The sequence below is a fragment of the Mesorhizobium sp. LSJC280B00 genome (genome assembly GCF_000502835.1).
Classification (GTDB): Bacteria; Pseudomonadota; Alphaproteobacteria; order Rhizobiales; family Rhizobiaceae; genus Mesorhizobium.
Genome location: NZ_AYVL01000008.1, coordinates 1 through 16,648, shown reverse-complemented (window position 1 = coordinate 16,648; position 16,648 = coordinate 1). Strand labels below are relative to the sequence as shown.

Below are 16,648 nucleotides of genomic sequence, written 5' to 3'. Positions count from 1 at the left end.
TCCGGTTCAAGACGCCTCTCGCCGGGCCTTCTATGGCTGGCAAACCAAGCCGCTTTTTGTCGGCGGAAAGGAGGCATCATGTTGCATAATGACCCCATCGCCGCGCTGACACCAGAGGTCGTAGGCTGGCGGCGCCATATCCATGCCAATCCGGAGCTCGCATTCAATGAATACGAAACGGCGCGTTTCGTTGCAGAGAAGCTGCGCTCCTTCGGCGTCGACGAGGTGCATGAAGGGATCGGCGGCACCGGCGTCGTCGGTGTCCTGCGCAGCGGTGGCGGCGCACGCGCCATCGGCCTTCGCGCCGAGCTCGACGCGCTTCCGGTGCTGGAGAAAACCGGCTTGGCCTATGCCTCCAGGAAAGAAGGAGTAATGCACGCCTGCGGCCATGACGGCCACACCGTCATGCTGCTCGGCGCCGCCAAACTGCTCAGTCAATCGCGCACCTTCGACGGCACCGTCGCTTTCATTTTTCAGCCGGCCGAGGAAAACGAAGGCGGCAGCATGCGCATGATCGAGGACGGCCTGTTCAACCGCTTTCCGGTCGAAGCAGTCTATGCGGTCCACAACTGGCCGGGCATCAGACTGGGGGCGATCGCCGCCCGCGTCGGGCCGCAAATGGCGGCCGTCGACAATTTCGAGCTGACCTTCGAGGGTCTTGGCGCTCATGCCGCCATGCCGCAGCTCGGTGATGACCCGATCCTGGCCGCGGGCGCCTTCGTGCAAGCCGTCCAGCGCATCGTCAGCCGCTCGGTCGACCCGCAGAGCGCGCTTGTCGTCAGCATCACGCAGATCCATGGCGGCAATGTTGGCAACATCGTGCCGGGCAAGGTCTGGCTGCAAGGCACCTGCCGCTTCTTCGAGCACGGCCTTTCCGACCATTGCGAGAGGCTGATCGGCGAGATCGCACAAGGTATTGCCGCCGCGCATTCGCTCAAGGCCAGGCTCGACTACAGGAAGGGCTATCCGCCGCTGATCAATACGGCGGATGCGACGGCCCGCGCCGTCGAGGCCGCCGCCTCCGTCGTCGGCCGGGAGAATGTCTTGACCGCGTTCAGCCCCAGTCTCGGCTGCGAGGATTTCGCTTTCATGATCCGCGACGCCGGCGGCTGTTATGCGTGGATCGGCGCCGGCGAGGTCGGCCCGGGCGAAAGCCTGCACGGCGACCGCTACGTCTTCAACGACGAGATCGTGCCGACGGTAATGCGCTATTACGTCAACCTCGTCGAGCAGACGCTTCCGCGGGCCGATCCTTCTACAGCAGTTTTTCCGGCGTGATCGGCAACTCCCGGATCCGCTTGCCTGTGGCGTCGAAGACGGCGTTGGCAACAGCAGCGGCAACGCCGGTGGCGCCGAGTTCGCCGATGCCTTTGCCGCCGATCGGGCTGGCATGCTCGTCCACCTCATCGACGAAGTGGATTATGATGTCGCCGGGAATGTCGGCGTTGACCGGAATGGCGACCCCGGAAAGGTTCTTCGACAGGAACCGGCCAAGCACCGGTTCGTGCCTGCTCTGCTCCATTGCCGCCATGCCCCAGCCCCAGATGATGCCGCCCGTCATCTGGCTGCGTGCGGTGCGGGGATTGACGATGCGGCCGGCGCTGTAGCTGCCGACGGCGCGACGAAGCCTGAGCAGGCCGAGCCCCGGATCGACGCCGACCTCCATGAAAATCGCGCCGAAAGTGCGCATGGCGAGGCCTTTGCCATGCTGCGCCGGATCGAACGAGCCGGAGCCGGTGATCTCGCCGATGTCGGTATGGCTCATAACGTCGGCGATCGTCTGACCGCCGGCAGCGCCTTTGCGGCGAATCTTGCCGTCCTGCATCTCCACCTCGTCCGGCAGCAGATTGGCAAGACGGGCAAGCTGCGAACGCGCATCTTCGGCGGCGGCAAGCACCGCCGCGCCCACCCCCATGGTCGATGACGAGCCATAGGTCGGCCCCGCCTCCGGCAGCTGCGTATCGCCCATTTCCAACTCGATCTTCTCCATCGGCAGGCCCAGCACGTCGGCCGCGATCTGCGGAAAGATGGTGAGTGTTCCGGTCCCTATGTCCTGGGTGCCGGTGCGGATGAGCACCGTGCCGTCCCTGTGCAGCCTGACCTCGGCTGCAGGCGTCGGGTTGCGGAAACAGCCCATGCTGCAGGTTGCCATGCCGTAGCCGATCAGCCAATCGCCGTCGCGTTGCGGCTTGCGCGGGCGCTCGCGCCAGCCGAACAGGCGGGCGCCTTCCTCATAGGCCTCGCGCAGCTTCTTCGATGACCAGGGCTGGCCGGTGGCCGGATCCGTGTCCGCATGGTTGATCAGACGCAGGTCGAGCGGATCGATGCCGAGGCGGTGGGCGAGCTCGTCCATCGCGCTTTCAAGCGCCCAGGTGCCCGGACCCTCGACCGGCGCGCGCAGCGGCGTCGGCATGGCGACGTTTGCGCGCTCCACGCGCTGGCTGAGACGCATGGCCGGCGTGGCGTAGAGACCCTTCGAGGCTTCGGTGGCGAACTCGACGAAATCGTCGGTCACGGTGGTCAGGTTGACCACGTCCTGCTGCACGGCCGTCAGCTTGCCCGACCTGTCCGCCGCCAGCACGATCTTCTGTGCCATGCGCGGCTGATACCCGAGGCAGGAATAGGCATTGGCGCGGCTGAGCGCCAGCCTGACCGGGCGCTGCATGATGCGCGCGGCGGCGGCGGCCAGCACCTGATGCGGCCAGATCCAGCCCTTGCCGCCGAAGCCGCCGCCGGTATGGCGGGAAATCACGCGGACCTTCTCGGCCGGGACATTCATGCGGGCGGCAACCACCTGGCGGACACCGTAGACGTGTTGCGTGGCGTCGTGCAGCGTCAGCTCTCCGTCATTCCATTCGGCGAGCGTCGCCGAGGGCTCCATGGCGTTGTGATGGCGCGACGGCTGCAGGTAGACGGCTTCGACCATGGCGGCAGCGTCAGCAAGCCCGCGGTCGACCTCGCCCTTGGTAAACGTCGGCTCCAGGAACAGGAAGCCGCTCTCCCTCGGCACGACCGCAGCCTTGTCGATGGCGGTCCACTCCGGCGGTGCCGGCAATTCCGGCTCGGCGAACTCGTAGCGCAATGCGACGCGGCGGGCACCGGCCTCCGCTGCCTCCAGCGTCTCGCCCAGCACAATGGCAAGCGGCTGACCCTCGTGACGTATCTCGTCGCCCTGCATGGGCATGAAGCTCTGCGCTGCCGGCGGGCCTTCGGCCTGCTGCATCTGCGTATCCGGCTCGGCCCTCGGCGATGCGAACCGGCCGAATTTGGGCATGTCCTCATGCGTGAGCACACGCACGACGCCTTCCTCGGCGAGCGCGTCGTCGACCATGATCGACGTCACGCGGCCGGCGGGAACGGGCGCGGTCACCAGCACCGCATGGAGCAGATCGGGGGCAAAATAGTCGGCCGCATAGCGGGCGCGGCCGGTCACCTTGACGCCGCCGTCAGGGCGGGCAACAGGCTGGCTGATCATCATGACGGCATCCTCGCTGCTCTTTCGATCGCCCGCAAAGCGGCGGTCTTGGCCAGTTCGATCTTGTAGGCGTTCTGCGACAAGGGACGCGCTTCGGCGAAGGATTGCTCGATAGCGGTGCTCAACGCCTCGCGATCGCCGATTTCGGCACCGGCGAGCTGCTCCTCGGCGGCGCTCAGCCGCCACGGCCGCAGCGCGACGGACCCCAGCGCCAGGGCCGCCCGACGGATGGTTTGGCCGTCCATCTCCAGCACAGCGGCGGCAGAGACGATGGCGTATTCGTAGGATTCGCGCTCGCGCACCTTGAGGTAAGCCGATCGCGGCGCCGGCGCCGGCAGCTCGATTGCCGTGATCAGTTCGCCTTGCTGCAACACATTGTCTGCCTCGGGCCGCGTGTCGGGAAGCAGGTGGAATTCCGCTGCCGGAATGCGCCGGCCGCCGCTGCGGTGCGCGGTGACGATGACCGCATCAAGTGCTGCCAGCGCCACCGCCGGGTCGGATGGCTGGGTGGCGACGCAATCCTCGGTCCAGCCGAATATCGCGTGATTGTCGTTGATGCCATGCAATGCCGAGCAGCCGGAGCCGAGCTGACGCTTGTTGCATGGCAACTGCTCTTCGGCACGGAAATAGGCACAGCGCGTCTTCTGCAGAAGATTGCCGCCTATCGTTGCTAGGTTTCTCAGCTGCGGCGATGCGGCGTTGAGGATCGCCTGGCTCAACACCGGATAGTCGCGCATGACCAGCGCATGCTGCGCGACATCGTTGAGATGCGTCAGCGCGCCGATCGTCAAGCCGCCGCCGGGCAGTGCCTCGACCTGATCCAGCCCGTCGAGGCGGGAGATGTCGATGATCCGGGTCGGCTCGGCAATGCCAAGGCGCAGCCAGTTGAGCAATTCGGTGCCGCCGGCGAGAAAGGCGCTGTCCGGCGCGGCACCGGCTGCGATCGTTTCGCCCAGGCTATCGGCGCGCGCATAGACGAATGGGGTCATTGGCTCGCCCTCCCGGCTGCTGAGCGCACCGCCTCGACGATTTGCGGATAGGCCGAGCAGCGACACAGATTGCCGCTCATCCATTCGCGGATCTCCGCATCGGAGCCGGTGTGTCCCTCCTCGATCAGCGCCGCCGCCGACATCACCTGGCCGGGCGTGCAGAATCCGCACTGGAAACCATCATGATCGATGAACGCCTGCTGCACGGGATGAAGCGCATCGCCGTTTGCCAGGCCTTCGATCGTCGTGACCTCGCGTCCCTCGCAGGACACGGCAAGTATCATGCAGGCATTCACACGCCGTTCGTCGAGATGCACGGTGCAGGCGCCGCACTCGCCGAAATTGCATCCCTTTTTCGTTCCGGTCAGATGCAGCCGCTCGCGCAGCAGGTCGAGCAGCGTGACGCGGGGATCGAGATCGGAAAGGCTGTGATCCTCTCCGTTCACCCGCAACCTCAATAGGTGCCGATCGTGGAAGTTCATGTGGGGTACCTCGAAGCACATGCCGTACTCGCCGCAAGGACTCGTCCAGCAAGCAGCCACCCACCTGTCGAGGCGAAAATAGGGCGGTCGATTCCGGTGAAAAGGCGCTGCCGGTCAGGGAAGGCTAAAAAACGCGCATTTGAGATTTGCGGCGGAGCGGAAAGGCCCTGCATAACTGTGGTTCACGGCCGTCCCAACATGAGCCGAATGCAGACGGTCCCCCTTTAGGGACGATTACCATGAGCTGAAGTCACCTGGTGAGGTCTAAGACTATCTTTCCGGGAGCGTGGCCGGTGCGATTGCGCTCGATCGCGGATGCCAGATCGTCGAAGCCGATCACTTCTGCAATCGTCGACCGCAGCGAGCCGCCAGCGATCTCTTGAGCGATTGTGGCTAGGCGCGCGGTGTCAGGTTTGACTGACAACCAGATGCCACGACGGCCTGCCGGGGCGCGCGAAACCACATCAGTTGCAGCGATGCTGGCCAGGACGCCGCCAGGCGATAGGACCGACCAAGATTTGTCCAAGACCTGACCCCCGACAAGATCGACGATAAGGTCAATGTCGCTCGCAAGAAGCTCGAAGTTCTGTTTCTGGTAATCGATCACTTCGTCAGCGCCCAAGGCTTGGACATGGGCCACGCTCTTGGTTGAGGCTGTAGCATAGACGGTCGCTCCAGCCGTCTTGGCGAACTGGACAGCGAAGCTGCCCACCCCACCAGCCGCGCCGTGGATCAACACCCGCCGCCCCCGAAGGTCGAAATCGGCGACCTGAAGGACTTGCCATGCCGTCATCGCCGCCACCGGTACTGCCGCCGCGTCAATGTCTGACAGGACTGCAGGCGTCTCGACGAGTTTTTCGGCATTTATCAGCAAATGGTCAGCATAAGCGCCCAGGCCCCCCAGCGCGGCCATGACCCGGTCTCCGACCCTCACGCCTTCGACGTTGGAGCCGGTCCGCAGCACGACCCCCGCCATTTCGATGCCAAGCGTCGCGGGCAAAGATAACTTGAACTTGTCGCGGACGTAGCCTTCACGGATTTTCCAGTCGATTCCGTTTACTCCGGCAGCCTTGACCTGGACGAGCAATTGGTCGGGACCAGGCTCGGGGGCGGATACCCAATCGACCTTCAAGCTCTCTGTGCCGCCATATGCTTGAAGACGCAGGGCCCGGCCGGAGCCAAGCGGTTCAGCCCGGCCGGGGGCACTTTGGAAGTCATTGTGTAGGTTCATCAGGTTTATCCTTCCTGTTAGACGATATAGTTTGAAATCTCTCAAGAAGAACTTCTAATTATGCAGTACACATCGGGTGAGAAATGCTTATTCGACTGCTGGCGCTTGGGGATTTACTTGCTTGCGCTTTACGCGCTCAAAGCAAGATAGTCGGTGTAGCCCAGGGCGGTGCCACCATAGAAAGTGGCTTGGACTGCCGCATTCAGCGCCGCATTGGTCTTCAACCGTTCCACAAAGTCCGGATTGGCCAGGACCATCTGGCCGTAGGACTCCTGATCGGCCAGCCCCGAATCTACGTCGGCGCCGATCTGGTCACGCGGACGACTTGGCCGATTGAGGATCAGCGATTGGTGCCAGAGCTTGCGGATATCGGCCAGCAGCGCCTCGTCGCCCTGGTGCATGATGTGCACGTAAGCGAGCCCGAGCTTGTCGAGTTCGGCGACCAGATAGCGGTAGAGGTCCGGCCCTTCGGCGCCTTCGTCGATCCCCCATATCGTCGTCCCGGGTGAAAGGCGGATCGCGGTGCGGTCCGCGCCAATCTCCTCGGCGATCGCCGTGGCGACTTCGATGGCGAAGCGCGCTCGCTTCTCGATCGACCCGCCATATTCGTCCGTGCGCGTGTTGGCGCTGGGCGCGAAGAACTGCTGGACCAGGTAGGCGTTCGCGCCGTGAATCTCGATGCCGTCGGCGCCGGCCTCGACCGCCGAGCGCGCGGCATGGCGGAAATCGTCGACCGTCTGGCGCACCTCTTCGGTCGTCAGCGCGCGCGGCGTGGGAATATCCTGCATCCCGGTCATGGTGAACATACCCGCCCCCGGCGCGATCGCGGAGGGCGCGACGGCTTGGCGGTGATGCAGCGTATTGTCGGGATGCGACATGCGCCCGGCGTGCATCAGCTGGATGAAGATGCGGCCGCCCTTGTCGTGCACGGCGGAAGCGATCTTCCGCCAGCCGGCGACATGGGCAGGCGTGTAGATGCCCGGTGTGGTGAGATAGCCCTGGCCGTCATCAGAGGGCTGGGTGCCTTCGGTGACGATCAGGCCGACGCCGGCGCGCTGGGAATAATATTCGGTGGCCAGCTCGCCCGGCGTACCGTCGAAGGCGGCGCGGCTGCGGGTCATCGGGGCCATGACGAGGCGGTTAGGCAGAGTGTAGCGGCCGACGCGGACAGGGGTGAATAAGGGACTCATTGGGATCTCCATTTTGCTGGAGCGCTTGTCCACTATTCCAATGTCGGGATAAATCTGGCAAAAGTGAAATCAATATTCCAAATATGGAGCAATAGCGTGAGCCATTTGAACGACATGGCGCTGTTCGTGGAGGTGGCGAGAGCGAGGAGCTTCCGGAAGGCGGCTGAGGCTCTGGGCATGCCCAACTCGACTCTGTCGCGACGTATCAGCGCGCTGGAGAAGGCGATCGGCCTGAGGCTTCTGCATCGAACGACGCGCAAGATCGAGCTCACCGAGGCCGGCCAGCTCTATTACGAACGAAGCAAGCGCATCGTCGACGAGGCACGGCTCGCACACGAGCAGCTCGGCGCGATGCTGGAGCAGCCGAGCGGTGTCCTGCGGGTCTCGCTCCCGGTCGACTTCGCCACGCTTTACCTGACGCCGATCATCGTCGATTTCGCGCGGCACTATCCCGGCATCACTTTCGAGTTCGACCTGACCCCGCGCCGCGTCGATTTGGTGGCCGAGCCGTTCGATGTAGCGATCCGCATCGGCGAGCTGGAAGACTCCAGCCTGATCGCTCGCCTGATCGGGCGCCACGCGCGCCACCTCTATGCGTCTCCTGGCTACATCGAAGCGTCCGACGAGCCAGCGACACCAGCGGATCTGGCGGAGCATGAATGCATCTGCATGCCGAAGATCTGGACCTTGCATCAGGGGATGAACAAGGTCGACGTCGAGGTTGGAGGCCGCTTCACAGTCAACAGCGTCGGGATGATCCGCGCCCTGGCGGTCAACCACCAGGGCATCGCCCTGCTTGCCGAGAAGATCGTCGCCGAAGATTTGGCCTCGGGCAGGCTCCGGCGTGTCCTGCCCGAATGGCAGGGATCGTCGGTCAGCATTCACGCCGTCACCGAAACTCGCCTCATTCCAGCCAAGGCCCAGCGCTTCATCGAATTCCTGTCCGCCAGGCTGGTGGAAACTTGACCCAGATCGTTACGCGGAGAAAAGTCGGACGGCGGCGCGCTGCATCGCGCCTTAGCGTCGAAAAGACGGTGGCTCGCCGGAGTCGATGAAGCTGAGAAATACGAATTTGCCATACCCCTACACCAGAATGCACCAGAGTCGCCAAAAATGCGCAAACGTGACCGGACGGCGCAGAAGCCCTACGCCTCGCCGGCGGGCCGACACCGACGCTCAGGGAGCGGGCCATCGCTCTACCGCGAGGGCGGGGCGAGGTGCGCACGGCTGAACTCACGGCCATCGGCATCCCCGATGCTATCTATCCAGGATGTGCGACGAGCGACTGCTCGTGAAGGTGGGTTCGGCATCACAAGGCTTCCCTGTGAGGTGAGATGGCGAGGGCCGGCAAACGGATCGATTCCGACCCTCACCGAAATGCTCGCCATCCCGGCCCGAATCAGCCTTCGCTCGGCACAGGCGTCTTGAGGAGTTGTTGCTCCCACAGGAAGGCGATGCCGCTGCCGCCGAAGTGCTGGATGAGAATCTCGGTCAGCTCTTCGACATGCTCGGTGCGCGCCCAGTCGCGCTGCCATTCGCCAGCGAGCGCCATCACGGTCATCATGTTTGCGCCAGCCGCGATCATCCGCTGGATGGCGATCTGGTGGGACTCGGTCGAAACGCCGCCCGACGCATCGGTGATCACGGACACGTCCCAGCCTTCGCCGAGGGCTTGGATGACAGGCATCGCGACGCAGACTTCGGTCCAAAGGCCGGCGATAATCAGTTGTTTGCGGCCGGTCGCCTTGACCACGTCCACCACCTTCTCGTCCTGCCAGGCGTTCACCCAAGTCCGGTCGATCACTTCCTGCCCCGGGAAGACGTCAGTGATCTGCTTGAAGAGGATGCCGCCACGACCCGCGATCACGCTGGTGAGAATGGTCGGAACATTGAAGGCTTTTGCTAGCTTCGCCAGCGCGGTCGCGTTGTTGACCACAGCTTGCGGATCGTGGCTGTTCAGGTTCGCGAGTTGGTAAGGCTGGTGGTCGATCAGAACGAGTACCGAGTCTTCAGGACGAAGAAGCGAATCAAGGCCGTTGCGAGGGGTCATCAAGACTTCCTTTCTCTGCCGCCATGGACGGCAATCTTTCTCTGCCGCTATGGACGGCAATGGGTTCACGGGAGACATGCGCCAGCGGGCGACGTTGCCTTGACGCAATTTGCCGTTCCTTTTGGTGATGCAGTAGTGCCATAATCAGGCAAGCTGTGTCGCGAAATGAGGAACGCTGAATTGGACATCGAAGATCTACAGACATTCGTCGCAGTGGCCGATGCAGGGGGCGTATCGGCCGCCGCGCGCCGGCTCGGCGTCTCCAAGTCAATCGTCAGTCGGCGGCTCTTTCGGGTTGAAGCGGAACTTGGCGTCCAGCTTCTTGCACGAACGACCCGCGGCGCCGCGCTCACCGAAGCGGGAATCGCGTTCAGAGACCATGCGGCCCGGGCCAGCGCAGAGATCGATACGGCTCGGGAAACGATCCTCCCCACCGGTGAGCTGCGCGGCCGCCTGAGGGTTGCCATGCCGCTTACTTTCGGCGCGACCCACTTCGCCCCCGTGCTCGCGGAAATGGCGCGTCTGCACCCGAAGCTTCACATCCATACTTCCTACAGCGATCGCTTCGTCGATCTCATCGCAGAAGGTTTCGATTGCGCGATCCGGGGCGCCTACCTTCAAGACTCCAACCTGATCGCGAAGCGCGTCGGGCCGATCCATGGAAAGCTTGTCGCAAGCCCGGATTATATCGAGGTGCACGGGTCACCCGAGACTCTGGACGAACTCGTCACCCATCAGGCCCTCATGCAGGGAACGGAAGCCTGGCAGTTCATAAATGGCAGCAAGATTGTTACGGTCCAGCCGCAGGGCAGGTTCAAGGCCGATAGCGCCACGGCGCTTGCCGCCGCGGCGGCGGCAGGTCTCGGCATCGCCTGGCTCCCCGATTGCATCACACATGAATATGTGGCCTCCGGCGCGCTGGTCCCGATCATGACACGCTATCCGGTACCTCCAGGGGCCGCGTATGTCGTCCGACCGCCGGGTCAGCATCCCACGCGGAAAGTGCGGGTGCTCACCGAGATGCTAATTGAGTACTTCAAACGGAACACGGATCTTTGGGGTCTTGACAACTAGGACACGAACGGTGCGAAGCCTCCCCACCGGCAGGAGGCACGGGGGTAAATTCTCCAGGCAACGCCGCAGGCGCGACGTCCACGCGGATCATGTTCAACCGAGTAGGCGTTGAGATCTTGCCTGTGCAGATCTGGCGCGAGGCCTCTCCGCTTTGTCCCAGCGACGCCTCGCGCGCGCAGGCTCAAAGCTATGCAATCCGCCGTCCACGAACACCTCGCGCCCGTCTGTAAGCTGCTGTCGTTGAGGCAGCGACGGCAAGTAATAACGGGCGGCAACGTTCGGACGCCGCCGCGGCGAACTGAACGGCGCACTCGGGCGCGAAGCCGCCGGTCATCAGTATTTCCGCGCGGTAGCCGCCGAATAGGCGTGGGCGGGCGAGCCCTGCTATTCTACGCCTGATTTCATCGGTCCTCGATGCTCTGACACTCTGGAGGCAGGACTATGGAGATCGACGCGTAGGGAGAAATTGCACGCTGGCGCGCAATATCGCGCTATGGCGTAGAAGAGGCGGTGGCTCCCCGGGCCGGATTCGAACCAGCGACCAACCGGTTAACAGCCGGTTGCTCTACCACTGAGCTACCGGGGAACAGAGGCTCTTGCGTGAGTGGGGCAGCCTATAGCAAACCCGTTTCGGCTTTGCAAAGAAGCATTTCGCATTTTTTCGATGCTTTTTGGCGCGAGGCTTGCTGGCAATGGCCGGCGAGCGCCCTCATATGAGCTGTCTTTCGCCTGTCAAGGAACAGAAAAGGCCGTTGCGGCTTTCTCCGGCTGATGGTGCTACTGATGCAAACGGATCGACATTTCACATGACGGCAATGAGCGACGAACAGCCACCGGCCCGGAAAATCTCGGTCTTCGGCCGCCAGTTCACCATGCCGCGCTCGCGCGGCCTCAGGATTGCGATCGGCGTCGTGCTGATCATCGGCGGCATTCTCGGCTTCCTGCCGATCCTGGGTTTCTGGATGGTGCCGATCGGATTGCTGGTGCTCTCCTACGAATTCGCATTGGTGCGCCGTCACCGGCGCCGCTTCGTCGTCTGGTGGGAGCGACGGCGCCGGCCGGATTGAGACTGCCCTGCTGACAGGCCGGTATCCGGCAAAATGTCGGAGAGCGGCGTGGTCCGTCCAGGCCTCACCGAGGCTGGTCGAAACAGCTTTCCAGGCGTTCGCAAAGCTCCTTGAGAACGGCGGTAGCCGATGCCAGCCGCGCCCGGTCGCGCGGCGGCAGGCTGTTTGCGCCTTCTATGCTGAGGCGGTCGATGGCATAGCGCACAAGCTCTGCAGACTGCGACAATCCGCGCGACGTGCCGTCCTTCGTAGCTGCTCGACGCATGGCGGAGCCTCCTCTTTGCCCAACGTGGCCGCCGGTTTCGGGTTCCCGTCGCCCAGAATCATGCTTAACGATAAGCTAATATGTTATTGCTAACATGAGCATTGCGTTGATAAGGCAGGGCATGGAATGTCGAGGAAACGTTGGGAATGCATGGTGGCCGCTTGACGGCATTTTCGCCGCAACCTATTGGAGCCGGGTGGAACGCCGGGAGCAATGAGGCCTCGTGGCGGAGTGGTTACGCAGAGGACTGCAAATCCTTGCACCCCGGTTCGATTCCGGGCGAGGCCTCCAATGCCCGAGCTCCCGCGCGTCAGCGCCAGGGGGCTTCAGTTCCGGTCGAAACAGCCGCGGCCTTTGCGCGGCAAGCGGATGGTTGGAACATGAGCGCTGATTTTGCCGAACGCCGGGTGAAGATGGTCGACGGCCAGATCCGCACCACCGACGTGACCAGCGCACCGCTGCTCGAGGCGATGCTTGTCGTGCCGCGCGAGGCCTTTGTCGGCGCCGGCCAGCGTGACCTTGCCTATATCGACGAGGACATCCGCATCGCCGATACGGCCGATGGCCCGCGCTATCTGATGGAGCCGTCGCCATTGGCCAAGCTTATGCAACTGGGCGATATCGGCCCAAGCGATTCGGCACTCGATGTCGGCTGCGGCACCGGCTATGCGGCGGCGATCCTGTCGCGGCTGGCAAGGTCCGTGGTGGCGCTGGAAAGCGATCCGGCGCTGGCCGAGACCGCCACTTCGATGCTTGCGGCGCTGGGTTGCGGCAATGTCACCGTGGTCCACGGGCCGCTGCCGCAAGGCCATGCCGCCAAGGCACCTTACGACGTGATCCTGATCGGCGGCAGCGTCGGGGAGGTGCCGGCGGCGCTGTTCGACCAGCTTGCCGAAGGCGGCCGACTCGTCGCCGTGGAGGGGCAGGGCAATTCGGGCGTAGCCCGGCTTTTTTTTAAGACTGGAGGGGTTGTAACGGGAAGACGCGCATTTAATGCGGCAATTAAGCCACTACCGGGATTCGAACGCATTCCCGCCTTCGAATTCTGAGTGATTTTGCCTTGCAGCGAAGGCTCTGTCATGATCGCTTGCGTTTGAACAATCGTTGCTGATCTGCATAACCGGGCGTTTCTGGGGGCTTTCAGCGGGGGAACGATAAAAAACGCGGCGCCGGCTGATCAGAAGGAGAAGCCAGCGTGGCGCAGTTCCCGTGCAAAACGAATGAGGGAATATAACGTGCCGTCTGTACGCAAGTTGCTTTTTACCGCTGTCCTCGTTTCGGCGACAGCGCTGTCTCCAATGGCCGCCTCGGCCGAAACCATTCTCGGGGCCCTTTCAAAGGCCTACCAAAACAATTCCTCGCTCAATTCGACACGCGCCGGCGTTCGCGTCACCGACGAGGGCGTTGCAATCGCAAAGTCCGGCTGGCGCCCGACCATCACCGGTTCCGCGGACATCGACTACACCAGCACCCATATCAATGGTACTAGTCGAACCGCGCGCATAACTACCGGCAACTTTGGCGTCCAGATCAATCAAACCCTGTTCGACGGCTTTCAGACCAGGAACAACGTCGCGGCCGCCGAAGCGCGGGTCAGCGCCTCGGTCGAGAGCCTGCGCAACACCGAAGAAAACACCCTTTTCAACGCGGCAAGTGCCTATATGGACGTCATCCGCGACCGCCAGATCGCGGTGCTGACCGAACAGAACCTGCAGTTCCTGACCGAGCAGGCGCGTGCGGCGCGTTCGCGCTTCGAGGTCGGCGAAGGTACGCGCACCGACGTCGCGCAAGCCGACGCGCAGCGTGCCTCCGCGGTGGCGCAGTTGAGCGCCGCCCGCGCGACGGCGCTGGCAAGCGCTGCGACCTATCGCCAGATCGTCGGCGACGAGCCGGGCAGGCTCAGGCCGGCTTCGCCGCTGTCGAAGCTGTTGCCGTCGAGCCTCGATGCAGCGATCGCGATCGCATCGGCCGAACATCCGGCCATCCTCGCCACCGAGCACCTGGTCGACGCGGCGGCGTTTTCGGTTAAATCGGCCGAAGGCGCGCTGCTGCCGCAGCTTTCGGCTAGCGCCGGCGTTTCCGGCGACTATCGCAACACGGTTCCGGGCGTCCTTGGGGCATCGCAGGATGGCACAAGGACGTCGGCGAACATCGGCGCGACACTGACCGTGCCGATCTATTCCGGCGGACGGACCTCGGCGACCGTGCGCCAGAACAAGGAATCGCTCAGCCAGGCGCGGATCGAAGTCGACGTGAGTCGCGACCAGGTGCGCCAGGCCGTTACCTCGGCATGGTCGCAATACACCGCCGCGCAGCAAAGCGTCACGGCCAACCGGCAGGTGGTCGCCGCCGCGCAGCTTGCCCTGAACGGCGTCATCGAAGAGCGCAATGTCGGCCAGCGCACCACGCTCGACGTGCTCAACGCGCAGGCGACCCTCATCACTGCCAAGATCAATCTTGTCAGCGCCGAACGCGACGTGGTGGTGGCGAGCTATGCCATCCTCTCGGCGGTTGGCCATTTGTCGGCAGACCGCCTTGCGCTCAACGTGACGAAGTACAGGCCCGAAGAGCATTACAACGCCGTCAAGGACAAGTGGATCGGCCTGCGCACGCCGGACGGCCGCTGATCGCCAAGCCGTGTTTTCAGCCCGCGCTCGAACGACGCGCGGGCTTTCAACTCCCGACCCTAATCTGTTGAAATCCGAGATGTCGCCAGATTGGGGATTCTCGCAAGCCGTTCCGTCGGTTACGCTGTTGCCATGATTCGAATCCGGCATTGCCGGACAGGAAATCTGAGAACGAGTCACAAGGGCGGCGGATGTGACGATGGCGACGGCAAGCAGCGTACAGCGCGAACCTTCCATGGAAGAAATACTGGCTTCCATCAGAAGGATCATCGAGGACAGCGATACCGGCCGCAAGCAGCCGGGCGACGCGGACGAGCTGCGCCAGGATCTGCAACCGGCGCCGGCAGCCGGACGGGCAGCGGAGGGGGATGCGTTCCGCTCCGAACTGCGCGGCGGACTGGAGATCGCCAAGCCGGCCACGCGGGCCGAGGTGCAGCCAACGGCCGCGCCGGTCATTGAGCGCCTGGAAACGCCGCTGCGCGCCGGCCCGGTAAAGGCAGCGGTGACGCTGGCTGAGGTGAACACCGCTCCCGAACCGCCCGCAAAGCCGGATCGGCCTGCGACAGCCAAGGCTGCCGAGACGACCGACACCATCATTGCCGATTGGCGGCGCGAGATCGCCGCGGTCGGCGACGCGATGGCCAAGCCGGAGCGCGCCGAGCCACTCCGGACGCCGGACGCCGAGCCGAAAGCCGAGGTTTTCGAGAACGAGGCGACTGCTGGACCTGTGCCGGAGCCTTCGGAAATTGGGCCGGAGCCTTCGGGAAGCGGCCCGGAGCCTTCGAAAACCGGCCCGGAATCTTCGAAAATCGGATTGGCGCGTCCGGCGGCCAGCGAGGCGCCGCCCGCACGTCCGGCAATCCTTTCGGAGCATACGGGCCGGCAGGTTGCCGCCGCCTTCGGCGAGCTTTCCGACGCGTTTGCCAGCCGCAGCAAGAAGACCTTCGACGAGATGGCCGAGGAGATGCTGCGGCCCATGCTGCAGGACTGGCTGGACAACAACCTGCCGACGCTGGTCGAGCGGCTGGTGCGCGAGGAAATCGAGCGCGTCGCGCGCGGCGCGCAGTAGCAATTCGGAGAGCCGCCAAGGGGCGGCGCTCGACCGGCGAATTGTCGAAGTCGGCGCTGCCCCTCATCCGCCTGCCGGCACCTTCTCTCCGTATAGTGACGGGGAGAAGGGGTTGACCGCAATTTAGGCGCCTTTTCCGCAACGTTCGTGATTGGCGAGAGCTTCAGTACAGGCGTCTTTCTCCCCGTCACTATACGGGGAGAAATGCCCGGCAGGGCAATGAGGGGCAGCGCAAACCTGAAGCGATTGCCGTGCAACATTCAGTTCCGCGAGTTGCACCGAACTATCCCGGCGCTATCTATCGGCCATGCCCTTGCGGTTGACTTGGCAACAACCTTCCGATTTACACCGGACCACAAATTCCGGACAGCGCGGACCGTTTTCCCATGCTCGAAAAGACCTACGACGCCAAAGCCGTCGAGCCGAAGATTGCCAGGATCTGGGAAGAGGCCGACGCCTTTCGGGCCGGCGCCGGGGCCGAGGAGGGGGCTGAAGCCTTCACCATCGTCATCCCGCCGCCGAATGTCACCGGCTCGCTGCATATGGGTCATGCGCTCAACAACACGCTGCAGGACATTCTGGTGCGCTTCGAGCGAATGCGCGGCAAGAACGTTCTTTGGCAACCAGGCATGGACCATGCCGGCATCGCCACGCAGATGGTGGTAGAGCGCCAGCTTATGGAAAAGCAGATCCACCGCCGCGACCTGACGCGCGATGAGTTCATCGACAAGGTGTGGGAGTGGAAGGCCGAGTCCGGCGGCGCCATCCTCAACCAGCTGAAGCGGCTCGGGGCCTCGGCCGACTGGAGCCGGGAGCGCTTCACCATGGACGAGGGCCTATCCAAGGCCGTGCTCGAAGTGTTCGTGACGCTCTACAAGGAAGGGCTGATCTACAAGGACAAGCGCCTTGTGAACTGGGACCCGAAGCTGTTGACCGCCATCTCGGATCTCGAGGTCGAGCAGCAGGAAGTCAACGGCAACCTCTGGCACTTCCGCTATCCGGTCGAAGGCATGACCTTCGATCCGGAAAATCCGAAGACCTTCATCACCGTTGCGACGACCCGGCCGGAGACGATGCTGGGCGATACGGCTGTCGCAGTCCACCCCGACGACGAGCGTTTCCGGCATCT

The 16,648-nt window shown here is 63.6% G+C and carries 15 protein-coding genes and 2 tRNA genes; 9 read left to right on the top strand and 8 right to left on the bottom strand.

Annotated features, from left to right (window positions below):
- The first annotated feature begins 78 nt into the window (after positions 1 to 78).
- Positions 79 to 1,278, top strand: a complete 1,200-nt coding sequence (locus tag X773_RS52475) for an amidohydrolase (RefSeq protein ID WP_023676409.1) — start codon at positions 79 to 81, stop codon at positions 1,276 to 1,278.
- Here the strand turns inward: X773_RS52475 and X773_RS52470 are convergent.
- The 5 genes from X773_RS52470 to X773_RS0137800 form a co-directional block, all read right to left on the bottom strand.
- Positions 1,256 to 3,478, bottom strand: a complete 2,223-nt coding sequence (locus X773_RS52470) for a xanthine dehydrogenase family protein molybdopterin-binding subunit (protein WP_023676408.1) — start codon at positions 3,476 to 3,478, stop codon at positions 1,256 to 1,258. The two genes, X773_RS52475 and X773_RS52470, sit on opposite strands and share 23 nt — an antisense overlap.
- Complete coding sequence (locus X773_RS52465; RefSeq protein WP_023676407.1) at positions 3,475 to 4,464, bottom strand: xanthine dehydrogenase family protein subunit M; 990 nt, start codon at positions 4,462 to 4,464, stop codon at positions 3,475 to 3,477. Before X773_RS52465 ends, X773_RS52470 begins: the two co-directional genes overlap by 4 nt.
- A complete protein-coding gene (locus tag X773_RS52460) occupies positions 4,461 to 4,946 on the bottom strand; it encodes a (2Fe-2S)-binding protein (protein ID WP_023676406.1) in 486 nt (161 codons plus the stop codon). Before X773_RS52460 ends, X773_RS52465 begins: the two co-directional genes overlap by 4 nt.
- A 250-nt stretch (positions 4,947 to 5,196) precedes the next feature.
- Positions 5,197 to 6,177, bottom strand: coding sequence for an NADP-dependent oxidoreductase (locus X773_RS52455; protein ID WP_023676405.1), 981 nt, complete (start codon positions 6,175 to 6,177; stop codon positions 5,197 to 5,199).
- A gap of 128 nt (positions 6,178 to 6,305) precedes the next feature.
- Positions 6,306 to 7,379 (bottom strand): alkene reductase, encoded by a 1,074-nt coding sequence (locus X773_RS0137800; protein ID WP_031211698.1) that lies wholly within the window; start codon positions 7,377 to 7,379, stop codon positions 6,306 to 6,308.
- Positions 7,380 to 7,463: 84 nt separating this feature from the next.
- Between X773_RS0137800 and X773_RS52450 the strand changes: the two genes are divergently transcribed.
- Positions 7,464 to 8,333 carry a LysR family transcriptional regulator gene (locus X773_RS52450; protein ID WP_023676404.1) on the top strand — a complete coding sequence of 290 codons (870 nt, stop codon included), beginning with the start codon at positions 7,464 to 7,466 and terminating at the stop codon, positions 8,331 to 8,333.
- A 433-nt stretch (positions 8,334 to 8,766) separates the two neighbouring features.
- On the opposite strand, the gene X773_RS52445 is transcribed toward X773_RS52450, so the two are convergent.
- Complete coding sequence (locus X773_RS52445) at positions 8,767 to 9,417, bottom strand: hydrolase (RefSeq protein WP_023676403.1); 651 nt, start codon at positions 9,415 to 9,417, stop codon at positions 8,767 to 8,769.
- Positions 9,418 to 9,597: 180 nt separating this feature from the next.
- Between X773_RS52445 and X773_RS52440 the strand changes: the two genes are divergently transcribed.
- Entirely contained in the window at positions 9,598 to 10,491 is an 894-nt protein-coding gene (locus tag X773_RS52440) for a LysR family transcriptional regulator (RefSeq protein ID WP_023676402.1), read from the top strand.
- A 511-nt stretch (positions 10,492 to 11,002) separates the two neighbouring features.
- On the opposite strand, the gene X773_RS52435 is transcribed toward X773_RS52440, so the two are convergent.
- A tRNA-Asn gene (locus X773_RS52435) sits at positions 11,003 to 11,077 on the bottom strand.
- A gap of 220 nt (positions 11,078 to 11,297) precedes the next feature.
- Here X773_RS52435 and X773_RS52430 point away from each other — a divergent pair.
- Positions 11,298 to 11,558 (top strand): hypothetical protein, encoded by a 261-nt coding sequence (locus X773_RS52430; RefSeq protein ID WP_023676401.1) that lies wholly within the window; start codon positions 11,298 to 11,300, stop codon positions 11,556 to 11,558.
- Positions 11,559 to 11,622: 64 nt separating this feature from the next.
- On the opposite strand, the gene X773_RS76335 is transcribed toward X773_RS52430, so the two are convergent.
- On the bottom strand, positions 11,623 to 11,823 hold the full coding sequence (locus X773_RS76335) for a hypothetical protein (RefSeq protein ID WP_156937330.1): 201 nt from the start codon (positions 11,821 to 11,823) through the stop codon (positions 11,623 to 11,625).
- A 217-nt stretch (positions 11,824 to 12,040) separates the two neighbouring features.
- On the opposite strand from X773_RS76335, the gene X773_RS52425 reads away from it, so the two are divergent.
- The 5 genes from X773_RS52425 to X773_RS0137795 all read left to right on the top strand — a co-directional run.
- Positions 12,041 to 12,114 (top strand) — tRNA-Cys (locus tag X773_RS52425).
- 89 nt (positions 12,115 to 12,203) lie between these two features.
- A complete protein-coding gene (locus X773_RS52420) occupies positions 12,204 to 12,872 on the top strand; it encodes a protein-L-isoaspartate O-methyltransferase (RefSeq protein WP_023676399.1) in 669 nt (222 codons plus the stop codon).
- Between the two features lie 186 nt (positions 12,873 to 13,058).
- Positions 13,059 to 14,450 carry a TolC family outer membrane protein gene (locus X773_RS52415; protein ID WP_023676398.1) on the top strand — a complete coding sequence of 464 codons (1,392 nt, stop codon included), beginning with the start codon at positions 13,059 to 13,061 and terminating at the stop codon, positions 14,448 to 14,450.
- A gap of 199 nt (positions 14,451 to 14,649) precedes the next feature.
- The gene (locus X773_RS52410) at positions 14,650 to 15,519 is read left to right on the top strand and encodes a PopZ family protein (protein WP_023676397.1); all 870 of its coding nucleotides are present in this window, start codon (positions 14,650 to 14,652) and stop codon (positions 15,517 to 15,519) included.
- 386 nt (positions 15,520 to 15,905) lie between these two features.
- A partial coding sequence (locus tag X773_RS0137795) for a class I tRNA ligase family protein (protein ID WP_031211695.1) occupies positions 15,906 to 16,648 on the top strand: 743 nt, incomplete at its 3' end.